The 16513-nt window shown below is 69.1% G+C and carries 19 protein-coding genes; 9 read left to right on the plus strand and 10 right to left on the minus strand.

The annotated features are described in order from the left end of the window. The first annotated feature begins 159 nt into the window (after nucleotides 1-159). Nucleotides 160-447 carry a co-chaperone GroES gene (locus AC3A5Z_RS02135; protein WP_487518611.1) on the plus strand — a complete coding sequence of 96 codons (288 nt, stop codon included), beginning with the start codon at nucleotides 160-162 and terminating at the stop codon, nucleotides 445-447. 74 nt (nucleotides 448-521) lie between these two features. After that, nucleotides 522-2171, plus strand: a complete 1650-nt coding sequence (groL, locus tag AC3A5Z_RS02140) for a chaperonin GroEL (protein ID WP_487517762.1) — start codon at nucleotides 522-524, stop codon at nucleotides 2169-2171. Between the two features lie 72 nt (nucleotides 2172-2243). Here groL and AC3A5Z_RS02145 read toward each other — a convergent pair whose 3' ends face one another. From AC3A5Z_RS02145 to AC3A5Z_RS02155, 3 genes are all read right to left on the minus strand, one after another. Next, nucleotides 2244-2447, minus strand: a complete 204-nt coding sequence (locus tag AC3A5Z_RS02145; RefSeq protein WP_487517763.1) for a hypothetical protein — start codon at nucleotides 2445-2447, stop codon at nucleotides 2244-2246. A 209-nt stretch (nucleotides 2448-2656) separates the two neighbouring features. Beyond that, a complete protein-coding gene (locus tag AC3A5Z_RS02150; RefSeq protein ID WP_487517764.1) occupies nucleotides 2657-3154 on the minus strand; it encodes a GreA/GreB family elongation factor in 498 nt (165 codons plus the stop codon). Continuing rightward, nucleotides 3151-3603: an NUDIX domain-containing protein gene (locus tag AC3A5Z_RS02155; protein WP_487517765.1), complete on the minus strand. Its 453-nt coding sequence runs from the start codon at nucleotides 3601-3603 to the stop codon at nucleotides 3151-3153. Before AC3A5Z_RS02155 ends, AC3A5Z_RS02150 begins: the two co-directional genes overlap by 4 nt. Nucleotides 3604-3666: 63 nt before the next feature. On the opposite strand from AC3A5Z_RS02155, the gene AC3A5Z_RS02160 reads away from it, so the two are divergent. Continuing rightward, entirely contained in the window at nucleotides 3667-4401 is a 735-nt protein-coding gene (locus tag AC3A5Z_RS02160; RefSeq protein WP_487517766.1) for an esterase/lipase family protein, read from the plus strand. Nucleotides 4402-4610: 209 nt separating this feature from the next. On the opposite strand, the gene AC3A5Z_RS02165 is transcribed toward AC3A5Z_RS02160, so the two are convergent. The 3 genes from AC3A5Z_RS02165 to AC3A5Z_RS02175 are packed head-to-tail and all read right to left on the minus strand — an operon-like array spanning nucleotide 4611 to nucleotide 7995. Continuing rightward, nucleotides 4611-6170, minus strand: coding sequence for a 5-guanidino-2-oxopentanoate decarboxylase (locus AC3A5Z_RS02165; protein ID WP_487517767.1), 1560 nt, complete (start codon nucleotides 6168-6170; stop codon nucleotides 4611-4613). Continuing rightward, nucleotides 6167-7351 (minus strand): pyridoxal phosphate-dependent aminotransferase, encoded by a 1185-nt coding sequence (locus AC3A5Z_RS02170; protein WP_487517768.1) that lies wholly within the window; start codon nucleotides 7349-7351, stop codon nucleotides 6167-6169. The genes AC3A5Z_RS02165 and AC3A5Z_RS02170 overlap by 4 nt, the downstream gene beginning before the upstream one ends. After that, nucleotides 7348-7995 carry a TetR/AcrR family transcriptional regulator gene (locus tag AC3A5Z_RS02175; RefSeq protein ID WP_136791298.1) on the minus strand — a complete coding sequence of 216 codons (648 nt, stop codon included), beginning with the start codon at nucleotides 7993-7995 and terminating at the stop codon, nucleotides 7348-7350. Before AC3A5Z_RS02175 ends, AC3A5Z_RS02170 begins: the two co-directional genes overlap by 4 nt. 122 nt (nucleotides 7996-8117) lie before the next feature. On the opposite strand from AC3A5Z_RS02175, the gene AC3A5Z_RS02180 reads away from it, so the two are divergent. The 4 genes from AC3A5Z_RS02180 to AC3A5Z_RS02195 are packed head-to-tail and all read left to right on the plus strand — an operon-like array spanning nucleotide 8118 to nucleotide 11183. Continuing rightward, the gene (locus AC3A5Z_RS02180; protein ID WP_487517769.1) at nucleotides 8118-8879 is read left to right on the plus strand and encodes an ABC transporter ATP-binding protein; all 762 of its coding nucleotides are present in this window, start codon (nucleotides 8118-8120) and stop codon (nucleotides 8877-8879) included. Between the two features lie 28 nt (nucleotides 8880-8907). Further along, nucleotides 8908-9675 (plus strand): transporter substrate-binding domain-containing protein, encoded by a 768-nt coding sequence (locus AC3A5Z_RS02185; RefSeq protein WP_136791296.1) that lies wholly within the window; start codon nucleotides 8908-8910, stop codon nucleotides 9673-9675. 3 nt (nucleotides 9676-9678) lie between these two features. Then, complete coding sequence (locus AC3A5Z_RS02190) at nucleotides 9679-10422, plus strand: ABC transporter permease (protein WP_487517770.1); 744 nt, start codon at nucleotides 9679-9681, stop codon at nucleotides 10420-10422. Continuing rightward, the gene (locus AC3A5Z_RS02195) at nucleotides 10419-11183 is read left to right on the plus strand and encodes an ABC transporter permease (RefSeq protein ID WP_107662383.1); all 765 of its coding nucleotides are present in this window, start codon (nucleotides 10419-10421) and stop codon (nucleotides 11181-11183) included. Before AC3A5Z_RS02190 ends, AC3A5Z_RS02195 begins: the two co-directional genes overlap by 4 nt. Here the strand turns inward: AC3A5Z_RS02195 and AC3A5Z_RS02200 are convergent. Then, nucleotides 11119-11433, minus strand: coding sequence for a DUF6455 family protein (locus AC3A5Z_RS02200; protein ID WP_487517771.1), 315 nt, complete (start codon nucleotides 11431-11433; stop codon nucleotides 11119-11121). The two genes, AC3A5Z_RS02195 and AC3A5Z_RS02200, sit on opposite strands and share 65 nt — an antisense overlap. A 61-nt stretch (nucleotides 11434-11494) precedes the next feature. Beyond that, nucleotides 11495-12055, minus strand: coding sequence for an SH3 domain-containing protein (locus tag AC3A5Z_RS02205; protein WP_487517772.1), 561 nt, complete (start codon nucleotides 12053-12055; stop codon nucleotides 11495-11497). 135 nt (nucleotides 12056-12190) lie between these two features. On the opposite strand from AC3A5Z_RS02205, the gene AC3A5Z_RS02210 reads away from it, so the two are divergent. Both AC3A5Z_RS02210 and AC3A5Z_RS02215 read left to right on the plus strand, forming a co-directional pair. Continuing rightward, nucleotides 12191-13177 carry a 2-hydroxyacid dehydrogenase gene (locus tag AC3A5Z_RS02210; protein ID WP_487517773.1) on the plus strand — a complete coding sequence of 329 codons (987 nt, stop codon included), beginning with the start codon at nucleotides 12191-12193 and terminating at the stop codon, nucleotides 13175-13177. 123 nt (nucleotides 13178-13300) lie between these two features. Next, nucleotides 13301-14113 (plus strand): aldo/keto reductase, encoded by an 813-nt coding sequence (locus tag AC3A5Z_RS02215; RefSeq protein ID WP_487517774.1) that lies wholly within the window; start codon nucleotides 13301-13303, stop codon nucleotides 14111-14113. A 9-nt stretch (nucleotides 14114-14122) separates the two neighbouring features. Here AC3A5Z_RS02215 and AC3A5Z_RS02220 read toward each other — a convergent pair whose 3' ends face one another. Together AC3A5Z_RS02220 and AC3A5Z_RS02225 are read right to left on the minus strand one after the other, a co-directional pair. After that, nucleotides 14123-15118: an SDR family NAD(P)-dependent oxidoreductase gene (locus AC3A5Z_RS02220; protein ID WP_487517775.1), complete on the minus strand. Its 996-nt coding sequence runs from the start codon at nucleotides 15116-15118 to the stop codon at nucleotides 14123-14125. A 119-nt stretch (nucleotides 15119-15237) separates the two neighbouring features. Further along, nucleotides 15238-16482 (minus strand): NAD(P)/FAD-dependent oxidoreductase, encoded by a 1245-nt coding sequence (locus AC3A5Z_RS02225; RefSeq protein WP_487517776.1) that lies wholly within the window; start codon nucleotides 16480-16482, stop codon nucleotides 15238-15240. Nucleotides 16483-16513: the final 31 nt, after the last annotated feature.

The raw sequence follows: 16513 nt of genomic DNA on the forward strand, positions 1-16513 counted from the left end.
CAGGGTGCCACGCGGCTGCGGCCAAACCAAGGCGATGGGCGCAATTCGCCACAAGCCGCGGTTGACAGACTCGGGGGTGTTGCCTATCTACGGCTCGTTGGCACTCACCACGATCGAGTGCCAATGATATTCAACCTGGAACCTAGGGAGTGTTCTCAGATGGCATTCAAACCGCTGCATGACCGTGTGCTGGTCCGCCGCATCGAAGGCGAAGAAAAGACCAAGGGCGGCCTGATCATCCCCGATACCGCGAAAGAGAAGCCCGCGGAAGGCGAAGTGATCGCCACCGGCGAAGGCGCGCGCAAGGATTCGGGCGAGCTGATCCCGGTTGGCGTGAAGGCTGGCGACCGCGTCCTGTTCGGCAAGTGGTCGGGCACCGAGGTCACCATCGACGGCAAAGACCTGCTGATCATGAAGGAAAGCGACATTCTCGGCATCATCGCCTGATGGCGTCCGCTCGCCCGCAAGGGCTGAGCGAAATCCCGAGAAGTCCCCTGAAACAATAGACTAGGAGCAACACAATGGCTGCTAAGGACGTCAAGTTCGACACCGATGCCCGCGACCGCATGCTGCGCGGCGTGAACATTCTCGCCGACGCCGTGAAGGTGACGCTGGGCCCGAAAGGCCGCAACGTGGTCATCGACAAATCCTTCGGCGCGCCGCGCATCACCAAGGACGGTGTGACGGTTGCCAAGGAAATCGAACTTTCCGACAAGTTCGAGAACATGGGCGCGCAGATGGTGAAGGAAGTCGCTTCCCGCACCAACGACGAGGCCGGTGACGGCACCACCACCGCGACCGTGCTGGCCCAGGCCATCATCAAGGAAGGCCTCAAGGCCGTCGCCGCGGGCATGAACCCGATGGACCTCAAGCGCGGCATCGACCTCGCGACCACCAAGGTCGTCGAAGCGATCAAGGCTGCTGCCCGTCCGGTGTCGGATTCGGCTGAAGTCGCCCAGGTCGGCACCATCTCGGCCAATGGCGAAGTCGAAATCGGCCGTCAGATCGCCGATGCGATGCAGAAGGTCGGCAACGAGGGTGTCATCACCGTCGAAGAGAACAAGGGCCTCGAGACCGAGACCGAAGTCGTCGAAGGCATGCAGTTCGACCGCGGCTACCTGTCGCCCTACTTCGTGACCAACCCCGACAAGATGGTTGCGGATCTGGAAGACGTGATGATCCTGCTGCACGAGAAGAAACTCTCGTCGCTGCAGCCGATGGTCCCGCTGCTGGAAGCCGTGATCCAGTCGCAGAAGCCGCTGCTGATCATCTCGGAAGACGTCGAAGGCGAAGCGCTGGCCACCCTCGTGGTGAACAAGCTGCGTGGCGGCCTGAAGATCGCCGCCGTGAAGGCTCCGGGCTTCGGTGACCGTCGCAAGGCCATGCTGCAGGACATCGCGATCCTGACCGGCGGCCAGGTGATCTCGGAAGACCTCGGCATGAAGCTGGAGAATGTCACGATCGACATGCTCGGCCGCGCCAAGAAGGTCACGATCACGAAAGACACCACCACCGTCATCGACGGCGCTGGCGACAAGGCCGAGATCCAGGCCCGCGTCGGTCAGATCCGCACCCAGATCGAGGAAACCACCTCGGACTACGACAAAGAGAAGCTGCAAGAGCGCGTGGCCAAACTGGCTGGCGGCGTTGCGGTGATCCGCGTCGGCGGCATGACCGAAGTCGAAGTGAAAGAGCGCAAGGACCGCGTCGATGACGCCCTGAACGCGACCCGTGCGGCCGTGCAGGAAGGCATCGTCGTCGGCGGCGGCGTGGCGCTGATCCAGGCTGGCAAAGCGCTCGACGGTCTCGTCGGTGCCAACGCCGACCAGAACGCGGGCATCATCATCGTCCGCAAGGCGCTGGAAGCTCCGCTGCGTCAGATCGCCCAGAACGCGGGCGTCGACGGTTCGGTCGTGGCCGGCAAGGTGCGCGAGTCGAACGACAAGAACTTCGGCTTCAACGCCCAGACCGAAGAATATGGCGACATGTTCAAGTTCGGCGTGATCGACCCGGCCAAGGTGGTTCGCACCGCCCTGGAAGACGCGGCCTCGGTCGCCTCGCTGCTGATCACCACCGAAGCCATGATCGCCGACAAGCCGGAGCCAAAAGGTGCTGGCGGCGGCATGGGCGGCGGCATGGGCGGAATGGGCGGCATGGACGGCATGATGTAATCCTGCCCGGATTGCCTATCGGAGAAGGGGGGCCTCGCGCCCCCCTTTTTCATGTGCGGTGCCTGGCAGGGCTCAGGCGTCGCGCTCGGACTTGTCCCGCGCCCGGCAGGCCCAGCGGGCCAGATGCCATTGCGGGTGATCGACCACCCATTTCGCCAGCGTCGGCGCGGCCCCCAGCATGCAGGCCTGATGCGATATGTCGGAATAGTAGAGGCTGCGCTTTTCGCAATCCTGCGGCGAGGCGCTCAGGCAGACCACAAACATCAATTCGATCATCTCGACCTCTCGACGAAAGATGTCTCTCCCCGCGGTCATCCTACCCCAAGGGCGGGGGATCGCGGCCTTCTTGCGCTGTCACCTAGGGCGCGCTTGACGGCGGAATAGGCAAGCAAGCGGCAATTGCCGCAGTATGCGCCAGAATTATTGGCAGAATGACAAGTTTTCATGCGCCGATCCGACCTTTTGCCCGGTCGGTGGCGGCGGCGCTACGCCTCGGGCGCCGCGATCCGCGTCACGGTCAGGCCGAGCGCGCCCGCCGGGCGGCGCCAGATCACCTCGTCGCCGAGCCGTGCCCCGATCAGCGCCCGCGCCAGGGGGGATTGCGGCGCGATGCGGTGTTCGGCGGCCGAGGCCTCGTCCTCGCCGGTGATCTGCCAGGTGGTTTCGGTGCCCTCGTCATCCTCCACCGTGACCGACAGGCCGAATGCCACCTCGGTCAGCGGCAGGCTGGCCGGATCGGTGAGGATGGCGCTGCGCAGCCGCGACTCGAGATAGCGAATGTCGCGCTCCGCCGCCGCCTCCGGCAGACGGTCCAGCCGCTCGGCCCGGGCACGCAGCGCGGTAAGCCGGGCTTGTGCCTCGGCCAGTCGGGCCTGCAACTGGGCAAGACCGCGCGGCGTCACATGGTTGGGATGCGGGCTGACCGGCAGATCGGGCAGCGGCGCATTGTCGGGCCCGTCCTCCTTGACGAAAGCGCGGCTCATCGGACGATCACCTCCAGCGGGTCGTAGAGGATGCCCGCACCCCAGGCGGTGTCGGGCAGGCTGTCGGGCTTGAACCGGATCGCCGCCAGTTCGTTCCGCGAGAAGAAGCGCCGCTCGGTGACGATGCCCTCGGGATCGCGCCAGGCGGTGTCGAGACGACCACTGAGTATGGTGCAACGGAAATAGACATCGACCTGATGGAAGCCGTTCAGGGGATCGTGGAATTCGTTCACCAGACAGGGATCGCCCACCGCGATGCCGAGCCCGGTCTCCTCTTGCACCTCGCGGATCAGGTTGTCGGGCAGCGATTGGCCGGGTTCCACCCCGCCGCCCGGCGCGCACCAGAGATCCGAGACGCCGTGGGGATAGGCGTTGACCAGGAGCAGCCGGTCCTCGTCGAGGATCAGCGCGCGGACGGCGAGACGGGGAGAGGCGGGGCGGGGGCTCATCTGCGCAGCGTCGCAAGGCCGGGGGGAATTGTCCATGGCCCCGCCGATGCCTAGATGTGGGAGATGCGCAAGCTTCTCGCCCTTTTGGGCCTTCTGGCCGCCACACCCGCCGCCGCCGCCGACTGCGTGGTGCTGCTGCACGGGCTGGCGCGCAGCGAGCTGTCGCTGATGCCGATGCAGGCGGCGCTGGCGGGGCAGGGCTTCACCGTGGTCAATCAGGGCTATCCCTCGACAAGGGCCACCATCGCCGAGCTGGCTGATGCCTATGTCGGTCCGGCGGTGGCGCGCTGCGGCGAGGCGCAGGTGCATTTCGTCACCCATTCGCTGGGCGGCATCCTCGTGCGCGACTGGCTGGTGGATCACCGCCCCGCGCGCATGGGCCGGGTGGTGATGCTGGCGCCGCCGAACCGTGGCTCGGAACTGGTGGATGCCCTGGGCAGCATCGCCGCCTTCGAATGGATCAACGGGCCGGCGGGGCTCGAGCTCGGCACCGGCGACGGCTCGGTGCCCTTGAGCCTGCCGCTGCCCGATTTCGAGCTGGGGGTGATCGCCGGCAGCCGCTCGCTGAACCCGGTCTATTCCTCGCTGATCGAGGGGGCGGATGACGGCAAGGTCTCGGTCGCCAGCACCCGCATTGCCGGGATGCGCGACCATCTGGTGCTGCCGGTGACCCATACCTTCATGATGGTGAGCCCGCTGGTGATCGCCGAAACCGTGCATTTCCTGCGCCACGGCCGGTTCGACCCGACCCTCTCGCTCGGGCAGTCGCTGGAGACGACCTTCGGCCTCGCCCCCTGAGCCGGCGGAGCCGCAGGGCGGGGCATCGAACCCCGCCCTGCGGCCGTGCCCGCGCCTCTGGCTTCGTCCTGGCCCAAGGTTTCACCGCGGTGCCTGACTCCGGCGGGCCCTCTCCCATCCGGGGCGCGGCAGCACCGGATGAGGGGGCTCGATGCCCCCGAGGACGGTTCTTCCGGGCGGTGGCGGATGAGTTCTCGCCGAGAAGCAACTCAGGGCACGCGGATCTCGATCAGCCGGGGACCGCTGGTCGGGGTGAGGGCGGCGCGCAGGGCTTCGGGGGTGTTCTCGACCGAGGTGAAGGGCAGGTCGCAGGCGGCGGCGAAGGGTTCGAGGTTCAGCGGCGAGGGGGTGCAGCCGATGACGTCGGTTCCGGCCTCCTGCATGGCCTCGGCGATCTCGCGGAAGCCTGCGTTGTTCCAGAGGAGGAAGGTGATCGGCAGGCCTTCGTCCACGGCGGTGCGCAGCTCGCCTGGGCTGAACTGCAGCCCGCCGTCGCCGATCAGGCAGATGACCGGGACGCCGGGGGCGGCGAGCGCCGCACCGACCGCCGCGCCGGGGGCGAAGCCGAGCGCGCCATAGCCGGTCGCGGCGTTGAACCAGCCGCCGGGGCGGTCGTGGTCGTGGTAGAGGTTGCCGGCATAGATCGGCTGGGTGCTGTCGCCCACCACGATGGCGCCGGGGACCGCGTCGCGCAGCGCCTCGAGCATCGCAAGCTGGCGCCGCATCGCGGGCGAAAGCTCGGCCCGGGCCGCGGCGCGGGTGGCGGCGGCGCGGGCGGCAGCGTCGGCTTTGCCCTGCGGCAGCAGGGGCAGCAGGGCGTCGAGCACGGCGCCGCAGTCGGCTTCCAGCGTCAGGGCGGCGGGGTGGCGGCCGAGTTGTTCGGGGCAGAGATCGACGCGGATCATCTGCCCGAGGTCGGGCAGGCCGCCGCGCACATACATGTCATAGTCTGTCGGCCCCAGCTCGGTGCCGAGGGCGAGGATGCGGTCGGCATCGGCGATCAGGCGCCGCGTCGCCTCGAGGCTGGGGCTGGCGGGGACGGTGAGCGGGTGGCCGTGCATCAGCCCGCGGGCGTTGGTGGTCTGCACCACCGGCGCGTCGAGCCGTTCGGCCAGGGCGCGCAGCGCCGTTCCGGCATGGCGCGCGCCGCCGCCGGCGAGGATCAGCGGGCGCTCCGCGGCAGCGAGCAGCCGGGCGGCCTCGGCGATCCGGGTCGGATCGGGGGCCGGGCGGGGCTCGGGCTGCGCTGGGGCGGCGGGCGGGGCGGGCAGGGGCATGACGTCGGTCGGCACCTCGAGATGCACCGGGCCGGGGCGGCCGCTGCCGAGACGGGCGAAGGCGCGGGTCAGGGCGGGCTCCACCTCTGCCGGGTCGTCGATCCGTTCGGTCGGGCAGAGTGCTGCGACCATCGCCGCCTGATCTGGCAGCTCGTGCAGGAGGCCGAGGCCGCGACCGAGCGAGCCGCGGCGGTTCACGCCGGAGATCACCAGGATCGGGATCGAATCGGCCCTAGCCTGCGCCATGGCGGTCAGCGCGTTGGTGACACCGGGGCCGGTGATGACCAGCGCCACGCCGGGCTTGCCGGAGACGCGGGCGTAACCATCGGCCATGAAGGCCGCGCCCTGCTCGTGCCGGGCGGTGACATGGCGGATGCCGGAGCCTGCGAGGCCGCGGTAGAGCTCGATCGTGTGGACGCCGGGAATGCCGAAGACCACATCGACGCCGCGCGCCTTCAGCCCGGCGATCAGGGCTTCGCCGACCGAGCTCATGCCGTCACCATCGGGCGGGCGGCGAAGGCGGCGATGCGCTCGCAGGCCTCGGCGATCACCGCATCGGGTTGGGTCAGGCCGACGCGGACCCAGCCGCCGAGCGCCGCGCCGAAGGAGCTGCCGGGCATCACCGCGACTCCGGCTTCTTCCAGCAGGGCATGGGCGAAGGCGCTGCCGCTGCCGGAGACGGCGCTGACGTCGATCAGGGTGAACATCCCCGCCTCGGGACGGTGGACGCGCAGCCCGGCGGCGCCGTCGAGCCGGGCGTGGATCATCTGCGCCCGGGTCTGGAAGCGCCGGGCCATTCCGGGCGCGACGGGCGAGGGATGGGCGACCGCCTGTGCTGTCATGTCGGCGATGAAGGGCTGGTTGCCGAAGAGCATGGTTTCCGAGAGCGGCAGCAGCCGGGCGCAGAACTCCGCCGGGCCGACGCACCAGCCGGAGCGGAAGCCGGGGGCGGCGTGGGATTTGGAGATCGAGGAGGCGACGATCACCCGCTCGGCCAGACGCGGGTCGTCGAGCGGCGAGGTGAAGCGGGTGCCGGGGAAGACCAGATCCTCGTAGACCTCGTCGCAGAGGATCCAGAGGTCATGACGGATCGCCAGATCGCCGATGGCGGCGAGATCGGCGGGCGTGAGCACCGCGCCGGTGGGGTTGTGCGGCGAGTTGAGGAAGATCACCCGCGAGCGCGGGGTGATGCGGGCCGCGATATCCTCGGCCTGCAGGCGGAAGCCGTGCTCGGGGCGCATCGGCACCGCGACCATGGTGGCGCCGGTCGAGGCGATGAGGCCCTCGTAGGTGGCATACATCGGGTCGCCGATCAGCACCTCGTCACCGCCCTGCACCAGTGCTGTGAGCACGGCGTAGAGCGTGGTCTGGGTGCCGGGAAAGCACATGACCTGATCGGGGCCGATGTGCCGGCCGCGCCGGGCCGAATAGCGGGCGGCCAGCGCGCGCAGCAGGTTCGGCTCGCCGCGCCCGTTGGAATAGCCGGTGCGCCCGGCCTGCATCGCGGCGATGGCGGTCTCGGTCAGGGCCTCGGGCGTCGGCACGTCGGGCTCGCCGATGGTCAGCTCGATCACCTTGCGGCCCTCGGCTTTCAGCGCGCGGGCGCGGGCATGGATCTCCCATTTCGCGCCGCCAAGATGGGCGAGGCGCTCGGTCACGTCGGCATATTTCATGGGCTATCCTCGGTATCGGGAAGGGATGAGAGCAGATCTGCGCCGATCATGGCGCCCACGGCCTTGAGGCCGATCCGCTCCAGTTCTCCGGGATCGAAGGCGTCGGGGATGGCGGAGCCTTCCAGCCAGAGCCCGTCGATCACGGCGTTGCAGGCGATGGCCTGACGCCGCAGGGTCTGCGGGTCGTCGGTCAGGCCGAGGGCGGCGATCAGCTGCTGCAGCTGGTCGCGGTAGTGCAGATAAGTGCCGCGGTGGATCTCGCGCATGTCCGGATCGCTGCGCACCATGTGGATGAAGCCGGCCCAGAGCCCCATCGCCGCGCCGTCCACCACCGGCGGGCGCAGCGAGGCGGCGACGAAGGCCGCGAGCCGCGCCGCGGGGTCGGGCGGGGCGCCGGCCAGCACGGCGAGATTGTCCGCGATCATGCGGTCCATCACCCATTGGTAGGCGGCGCGGGTCAGGTCTTCCTTGGTCTGGAAATAGTGGCGGATCAGCCCGGCTGTGACGCCGGCGCGGGTGGCGATGGCGCGCACCGTGGCGGCCTGCATGCCGCCCTCGGCCAGAAGCTCCAGCGCCGCGGCGATCAGCGCCTCGCGCCGCCGCTCCTCGCCCTCCCGCACATATTTCCGCCGCTCTCCGGTCACCCGCCGCTCCAATTATACGCTTGCATAATTACAAACCAGCCGTCTTACTGCAATCACAATCCCGATGAGGTTCGATGCCAGACCCGCTTTCCGCTTCCCAACCCGCCCCCCCGAGCACCGCGATGGGTGCCCGTGCCGAGGCGATCCGCATCGAGGGTCTGCGCAAGAGTTTCGGTGAGCTCGAGGTGCTGAAGGGCGTGTCGCTGCTGGCGCATGAGGGCGATGTGGTGGCCATCATCGGCGGTTCGGGCTCGGGCAAATCCACCATGCTGCGCTGCATCAATTTCCTCGAGACGCCAAGCTCGGGGCGCATCGTCATCGCGGGCGAGGAGATCGCGCTGAGGGCCGACGGCACGCCGTCGAGCCGCCGCCAGATCGAACATGCGCGGCGGCGGCTGGGGATGGTGTTCCAGCAGTTCAACCTCTGGACCCACAAGACGGTGCTGGAGAATCTGATCGAAGTGCCGGTGCATGTGCTGGGCGTGCCCAGGGCCGAGGCGGTGGAGCGGGCGCGGAAGCTGCTGGCGCGGGTGGGGCTGGCCGAGAAGGCCGATGTCTATCCCGCCTATCTTTCGGGCGGTCAGCAACAAAGGGCGGCGATCGCCCGCGCATTGGCGATCGAGCCACGCGCCATGCTGTTCGACGAGCCCACCTCGGCGCTTGACCCGGAACTGGTGGGCGAGGTGCTTGGCGTGATCCGCGATCTGGCCGCCGAGGGGCGGACGATGATCCTCGTCACCCACGAGATGAAATTCGCCCGCGAGGTCGCCTCGCATGTGATCTACCTGCACAACGGGGTGATCGAGGAGGAGGGCCCGCCCGAGCAGCTGTTCGGCGCGCCCCGCTCGGAGCGGCTGAAGCAATTCCTGAAATCCGTGGGTTAACACGGAAACAACCAACGAGAGGTATCCCATGAAGACCACGATCCTGACGCTGACCGCAACGCTTCTGCTGGGCTCCGCCGCGCTGGCTGAGCCGGTGAAGGTCGGCATCGCCGCCGAGCCCTATCCGCCCTTCGCCTCGCCCGACGCCTCGGGCAACTGGGTGGGCTGGGAGGTCGACATGATCGGCGCGGTCTGTGCGGCGGCGGAACTGGAGTGCGAGGTGACGCCGGTCGCCTGGGACGGGATCATCCCGGCGCTGACCTCGGGGCAGATCGACGCGATCATGGCCTCGCTGTCGATCACCGAGGAGCGGCTGAAGACCATCGACTTCTCGGACAAGTATTACAACACGCCGACCGTCATCATCGGCGCCAAGGGCGACGACTTCGCGGCGACGCCGGAGGGGCTGGAAGGCAAGATCATCGGCGTGCAGGTCTCGACCGTGCATCAGGCCTATGCGCAGGCGCATTTCGCCGACACCGCGGCCGAGATCAAGCTCTACCAGACCCAGGACGAGGCCAACCAGGATCTGGTCGCCGGCAGGATCGACGCGACGCAGGCCGACAGCATCGCGCTCGATGCCTTCCTCGCCTCCGACTCCGGGGCCTGCTGCGACAGCAAGGGCGCGGTCGCCGACGATCCGGCGATCCTCGGGCTCGGCGTGGGCGTCGGCCTGCGCAAGGGCGACGAGGAGCTGAAGGCGAAGTTCAACGCCGGCATCGCCAAGGTCGTCGAGGACGGCACCTACGAGAAGGTCTCCGCCCCCTATTTCGCCTCGTCGATCTACGGCGGCTGAGGTTTGGAGGCGCTGCTCGAAGCCTTTCCGTCGCTGGGGCTTCTGGCGCTGGAGCCGCCCGGCTGGGGCGGCAACCTCCTGCGCGGTCTGGTCAACTCGATCCAGATCGCGCTGGGGGCCTTCGGGCTGGGCCTCGTGATCGGCACGCTGGGGGCTTACGGCAAGCTCTACGGCGGGCCGGTGCTGCGCGACCTGCTGGCGATCTACACCACCGTGGTCCGGGCGGTGCCGGAGCTGGTGCTGATCCTGATCCTCTACTATGCGGTCACCGATCTGGTGAACCAGGCGCTGGTCTCCTTCGGCTATGCGCGGGTGCAGGTCTCGGGGCTGATGGCGGGCATTGCCGTGCTGGGCGTGGTGCAGGGGGCCTATGCCACCGAGGTGCTGCGCGGCGCGATCCTCGCCGTGCCGGTCGGGCAGGTGGAGGCGGCGCGCGCCATGGGCATGCCGCCGGTGATGCTGGCGCGGCGGATCACCCTGCCGGCGATGCTGGGCTTCGCCATGCCGGGGCTCGCGAACCTCTGGCTGATCGCCACCAAGGACACCGCGCTCCTGGCCATCGTCGGCTTCGGCGAGCTGACGCTGGAGACGCGGCAGGCGGCGGGGTCGACCAAGGCCTATTTCACCTTCTTTCTCGCCGCCGGGGCGCTGTATCTGACGCTGACGCTGGTCTCGGGCTGGCTCTTCGGGCGGATCGAGCGCTGGGCGCGGCGCGGCGACCGCGACATGGGGCGGGCGCGGGGATGAGGCTTTATCCGCATCGCATCCTCCTGATCCTGCTGGCGGCGGCGCTGGTCGTCTGGTGCGCTGTCTCGCTGCGCTGGGACTGGCTGCCGAAATACCTGCCGCTGATCGCCGAGGGCATCTGGCGCACGGTCTGGATTCTGGTGGTGACGGCGGTGCTGGGGTTCCTGCTGGCGATCCCTCTGGGGCTGGCGCAGGCGGCGGGGCCCTGGGTGCTTGCCGCCCCGGCCCGGGCCTTCTGCACGGTGATCCGCGGCACGCCGCTGCTGCTGCAGCTGTGGCTCCTGTATTACGGGCTCGGCTCGCTGTTTCCGCAATATCCGTGGATCCGGGGCAGCGAGCTCTGGCCCTATCTGCGACAGGCCTGGCCCTATGCGGTGCTGGCGCTAACGCTGAGCTTCGCAGGCTACGAGGGCGAGGTGATGCGCGGCGCCTTCCGCTCGGTGCCGCGGGGGCAGCTGGAGGCTGCGAAGGCCATGGGCATGCCGCGGCTGACGATCCTGCGGCGGATCTGGCTGCCGCAGGCGATCCAGCGGGCGCTGCCGACGCTGGGCGGCGAAACCGTGCTGCAGCTGAAGGCGACGCCGCTGGTGGCGACGATCACCGTGGTCGACATCTATGCCGTGGCGGGCCGGGTGCGGCAGGACACGTTCATCGTCTACGAGCCGCTTCTGCTGCTCGCGGTGGTCTACATGCTGATCACCGGGGTGCTGGTGCTGGGCTTCCGCTGGCTGGAGCAGCGGCGGCCGGCGAAGGTGGCCTGAGGCCCAGATGCGGCTGGTGATCGCGCAGGGTGCGCAGGTTGAGACAGAAGCCCGGCGCCTCTCCCCGGGCGGCGCCGCGTTCCACCAGCCGGTCGCATTCCGCCGGAGCGTGGCACTGCCGGCAGCGCGCCTCGGTCCGCACGGCCTCGCCGGGGGAGAGCGGGCAGCCGAGCTTCGGCAGGGCGATCCCCATTGCCTTTGCGATGCGGCCGGTGCGGCCTGACAGAGGGGGCCTGAACATCTGTGTCATCTGCGCGCCTTTCCTGTGGGCCGGGGTCCACTCTGCGCGCGTCGGGTTGCGGAAGGCTTAATCAGTCGAAGGTTTCATCCGGCTCGACGCCCCAGAGCGCCGTCTTCGTCACCCAGCCGCGCCCGCCTTCGGTATTCAGCCGGCACCAGTCCTTCTGGCACTCCAATATCCGGGCGATGACGCCCTGTTCGGCATGCAGCACCACCTCCGAGTCGCTTTCGGGGTCGCTGTGCAGATCGGCCATCTGTGCAACGATCATCGCCGAGCGCACGCCGGAAAGCAGGGTGTAATGCATCCAGCCGCCCGCGCCCTCGGCATCCTGAACCCGGCGCCAGTTCTCGTATTCGGCCGTGACCCGCAGCGGCATCCCGGCGCGCTTGAACACCCAGTCGATCCGGTGGCTCAGCCCCGGCCCGCGCCTTGCGTTGCCTTCCGAGGTCTTCAGCGTGACGTAGCGCGGCAGCGGCAGGCTGGTCACCTGCCCGATGTTGGGGTCGCGCGGCGGTTCCTTCTCGGCCACCGCCGGCTCGGCCTCGGGGGCGGGCGTGTCCTGCGCGGTCGCGGTCAGGCCGAGCCCCAGCGCCACCACCAGAGCCGCGCCCGCAAGCCAATTCCGTATCATGCCGATCCGCCTTCGTCCTTGCGCCGCATGGCCTCCATGCCGCGCCGTCCCGCCTCATCCGGGGCTTGTGCCTTGCCCCGCTTGGCGTCACCTTGCCACCACGAGGCCGGTTTTGGAAGGGCAGGGAGAGAAGCAATGCCAGTTGGACGCCTGTGTGTTGTCGTGACGCGACGCCTTCCCGAGGCGGTCGAAACCCGGATGAAGGAGCTTTTCGACGTCGAGCTGCGCGACCCCGACGTGAAGATGACCCGCGAGGAGCTGACCCGGGCGATGAGCCGCGCCGATGTGCTGGTGCCCTGCGTCACCGACCAGATCGATGCGGCCATGCTGGCGCAGGCGGGCGAGAAGCTGAAGCTGATCGCGAATTACGGCGCGGGGGTGGATCACATCGATGTCTCGACCGCCCGGCAGCGCGGCATCCTCGTCTCCAACACCCCCGGCGTGGTGACCGAGGATACCGCCGACATGACGCTGGCGCTGATCCTCGCCGTGACCCGCCGCATCCCCGAGGGGCTGGCCGAGATGCAGGCCGGCAACTGGGCCGGCTGGGCGCCGATGGCGCATCTGGGCGGGCGGCTGCGCGGCCGCAGGCTCGGCATCCTCGGCATGGGGCGGATCGGGCAGGCTGTGGCGCGGCGGGCGCGGGCTTTCGGCATGCAGATCCACTACCACAACCGCAAGCGCCTGCGCCCCGAGATCGAGGCCGAGCACGAGGCGACCTTCTGGGAGAGCCTCGACCAGATGGTGACGCGGATGGACATCATCTCGGTCAATTGCCCGCATACCCCCTCGACCTTCCACCTGATGAACGCGCGGCGGCTGAAGCTGATGAAACCGACGGCGGTGATCGTGAACACCTCGCGCGGCGAGGTGATCGACGAGAACGCCCTGACCCGCGGCCTGCGCGCCGGGGAGATCGCCGGGGCGGGGCTCGACGTCTTCGAGCACGGCCACGAGATCAACCCGCGCCTGCGCGAGCTGCAGAACGTGGTTCTGCTGCCGCATATGGGATCGGCCACGGTGGAGGGGCGGATCGAGATGGGTGAGAAGGTCATCATCAACATCAAGACCTTCGCCGACGGCCACCGCCCCCCGGACCAGGTGCTGCCCGGGATGCTGTGAAAGCCGCCCGACCCTGCAGTCAAGGCAAGGCCCCGCCCTCGTGCCGGGCTTTGCTTTTGGCCGCTCCGCCTTGACCCGGTCGCTTCGCGCATCACCCTTTGGCCCCGGCAGAAGGAGACGACCATGACCCCGAGACTCAGCTTTCACGACGGCCACAGCATCCCGCAGCTCGGCTTCGGCCTCTGGCAGGTTCCGGCTGAGCAGGCCGCGCGTGTCGTGGCGGAGGCGCTGGAGCTTGGCTACCGGCTGATCGACGGCGCGGCGCTCTATCACAACGAGGAAGGTCTGGGCGAGGGGCTGCGCGCCTCTGGCCTGCCGCGGGACGAGGTCTTCGTCACCACGAAGATCTGGAACGACCGGCATGGCGACGCGCGACGTGCGGTGGGCGAGAGCCTCGACCGGCTGAAGCTCGACAGGCTCGATCTCTGCCTGATCCACTGGCCCGCGCCGCAGCAGGACCGTTATGTCGAGGCCTGGCAGGCGCTGGTTGCGCTGCGCGACGAGGGGGTGATCACCTCGATCGGCACCTCGAACTTCGATCTGGCGCAGCTCGACCGGCTGAAGGCGGAGACCGGGGTGATGCCGGTGCTCAACCAGGTGGAGCTGCACCCGCGGCTGCAGCAGGCCACCCTGCGCAAGGGCCAGGCCGAGCGCGGCATCGTCACCCAGAGCTGGACGCCGCTGGGACAGGGGCGCAGCTTCGACGCGCCGGTGATCCGAGAAATCGCCGAACGGATGGGTCGCAGCCCGGCGCAGGTGATCCTGCGCTGGCATGTGGAGCTCGGCCTCTCGGTCATCCCGCGTTCGACCCGGCGCGAGGGGCTGGCGCAGAACCTCGCCCTCTTCGACTTCGCCCTGACCGGGGACGATCTCGCCGCCATCGCCACGCTGGAGCAGGGCGAGCGCACCGGGCCCGATCCGGCGACCTTCGGCTGAGCGCCGGGGTCAGACCCGGTAATAGTCGCGATACCACGCCACGAACCGCGCGACCCCCATGTCGATTTCCGTATGGGGCAGCGGCCCGACCAGAGCCTCGATCAGCGCGGTGTCGGCCCAGGTTGCGGGCACGTCGCCCGCCTGCATCGGCAGGAAGTGCTTCTCGGCCTCGCGCCCCAGCGCCGCCTCGACCGCGCGAACGAAGGCCATCAGTTCCAGCGGCGCGGCATTGCCGATGTTGACCACCCGCCATGGCGCCACGGGCGAGAGCGAGTCGTCCTCGACCGGCGCGCCCGGCACCGCATCGATCAGCCGGACGATGCCCTCGATCAGATCGTCGATATAGGTGAAGTCGCGCCGCATCTCGCCGTGGTTGTAGATCTCGATCGGCGTGCCTTCGAGGATCGCCTTCACGAACTTGAACAGCGCCATGTCTGGCCGCCCCCAGGGACCGTAGACGGTGAAGAAGCGGAACATCGTCACCGGCAGGGCATAGAGATGGGCATAGGCATGGGCCATGCCCTCGGTTGCCTTCTTGGTGGCGGCATAGAAGGACATCTGGTGGTCGGCGCGGTCGGTCTCGGCATAGGGCATGGCCGTGTTGGCGCCATAGACCGAGGATGTGGAGGCGATCAGCAGATGGCCCGGCGGATGCGCGCGCGCCGCCTCCAGCACCTCGAAGGTGCCAACCAGATTGGCCTCGACATAGGAGCGTGGCGCCTCGATCGAATAGCGCACCCCGGCCTGAGCCGCGAGGTGGATCACCGCATCGACGCCGCCCGCCATCAGCTCCGCCATGGCCCCCGGCGTCTCGACCCGCGCCTCGACGGCACGGAATCCCGGCGACTGCATCAGCATCGCCTGTCGCCGCCGCTTCAGCCCCACGTCATAGTAATCGGTCATCGCATCGAGCCCGACCACCTGCCAGCCCTCGTCCAGCAGGCGCCGGCAGAGGTGATAGCCGATGAAGCCCGCCGATCCGGTGACCACTGCCTTGCGCGTCATCGCTTTCTCCGATCGTTGCCTGTCTCGTTGCCCGGCCCGTCGCGCAGGTCAAGCCGCCTCGTTCATCTTGGTCCAAATATCCCGGGGCGCGCGCGCAGCGCGGGGGGCGGAGCCCCCTGCTAGAACCGCGTCGGCAGATAGGGCGTCAGCGGAAGTTCCGGCGTCTTGCCGCCGATCAGATCGGCGATGATCCGGGCGGTGATCGGCGCCAGCGTCAGGCCGATATGGCCGTGGCCATAGGCATGCAGGATCTCCGGCCCGGCGCGGGACGGGCCGAGGACCGGCAGGCTATCGGGCATCGAGGGGCGGAAGCCCATCCAGGTCCGCGTCGGCTCCGGCAGGTCGGGGAAGAGCGCGCGGGCACCCGCCACCAGCCGGGCGATGCGATGCGGCGAGGGCGGCGCGGTGAGCCCGCCCAGCTCCACCGTGCCCGCCACGCGCAGGCGCCCGGTCATCGGGCAGAGGTAGAAGCCGCGGGTCGTCGGGCAGACCGGGCGGGTGAGGCGGGGGGCGGGCATGTCCCATTCGGCGTGATAGCCGCGCTCGGTGTCGAGCGGGATACGGTCGCCTGCCTGTGCCGCCAGCGCGCGGGAATGGGCGCCCGCGGCGATGACGACGCGGCGGCCATGCGCCTGCAGCCCGGGGCCGGTGACGATCACCCCGTCCACCCGACGCTCCAGCTTCTCGGCCCGGGCCTTGACGATGCGGACCCCGGCCTTGCGGGCCGCGGCGGCGATCAGCCCGACCATCCGGCCCGGGTCTTCCAGAAACACCGCCTTCGGGAAGAACGCCCCGCCACCCGCCACGGGGGGCAGGCCGGGTTCCATCCGCGCCAGCTCCTCGGGCGAGACCAGCTCGGCGGTGACGCCGAGGCTGCGGCGGAACTCCATGTCGGCGGAGGCGGCGCGGAAGGCGGATTTCGTCTCATAGGCATAGAGACAGCCGCGATGCGCCATGATGGCCTCGCCGCCGACCTCGGCGGCCAGCGCCTTCCAGTCGGCATTCGCGGTGGCAAGCAGCGCCGCGAGGTTCTCTGCGTTGAGTTTCGCGGCGCCGGGCAGCGACTGGCGGGTGAAGCGCAAGAGCCACGGCGCCAGCGTTGGCAGCGCGGCGTGGCGCAGGGCGAGCGGCGAGTTGCGGTCGAAGAGCAGCGAGGGCAGCGACTTCAGCACCGAGGGCGTGCCGACCGGCAGCACGGCATAGTCTGCGATGGTCCCGGCGTTGCCGTAGGAGGCGCCCGCGCCGGGTTCCTCCGGGTCGATCAGGATGACCGAGCGGCCGCGGCTGGCCACGCGCAGCGCGATGGTCAGGCCGACGACGCCTGCGCCGATGATGACGGTGTCTGAAGCGAGATGCTGGATCATGGCCCCTTGTCGCCGCTCCGCGCCGGTTCGG

The sequence above is a fragment of the Cereibacter sp. Soil_C_27 genome (genome assembly GCF_057657095.1).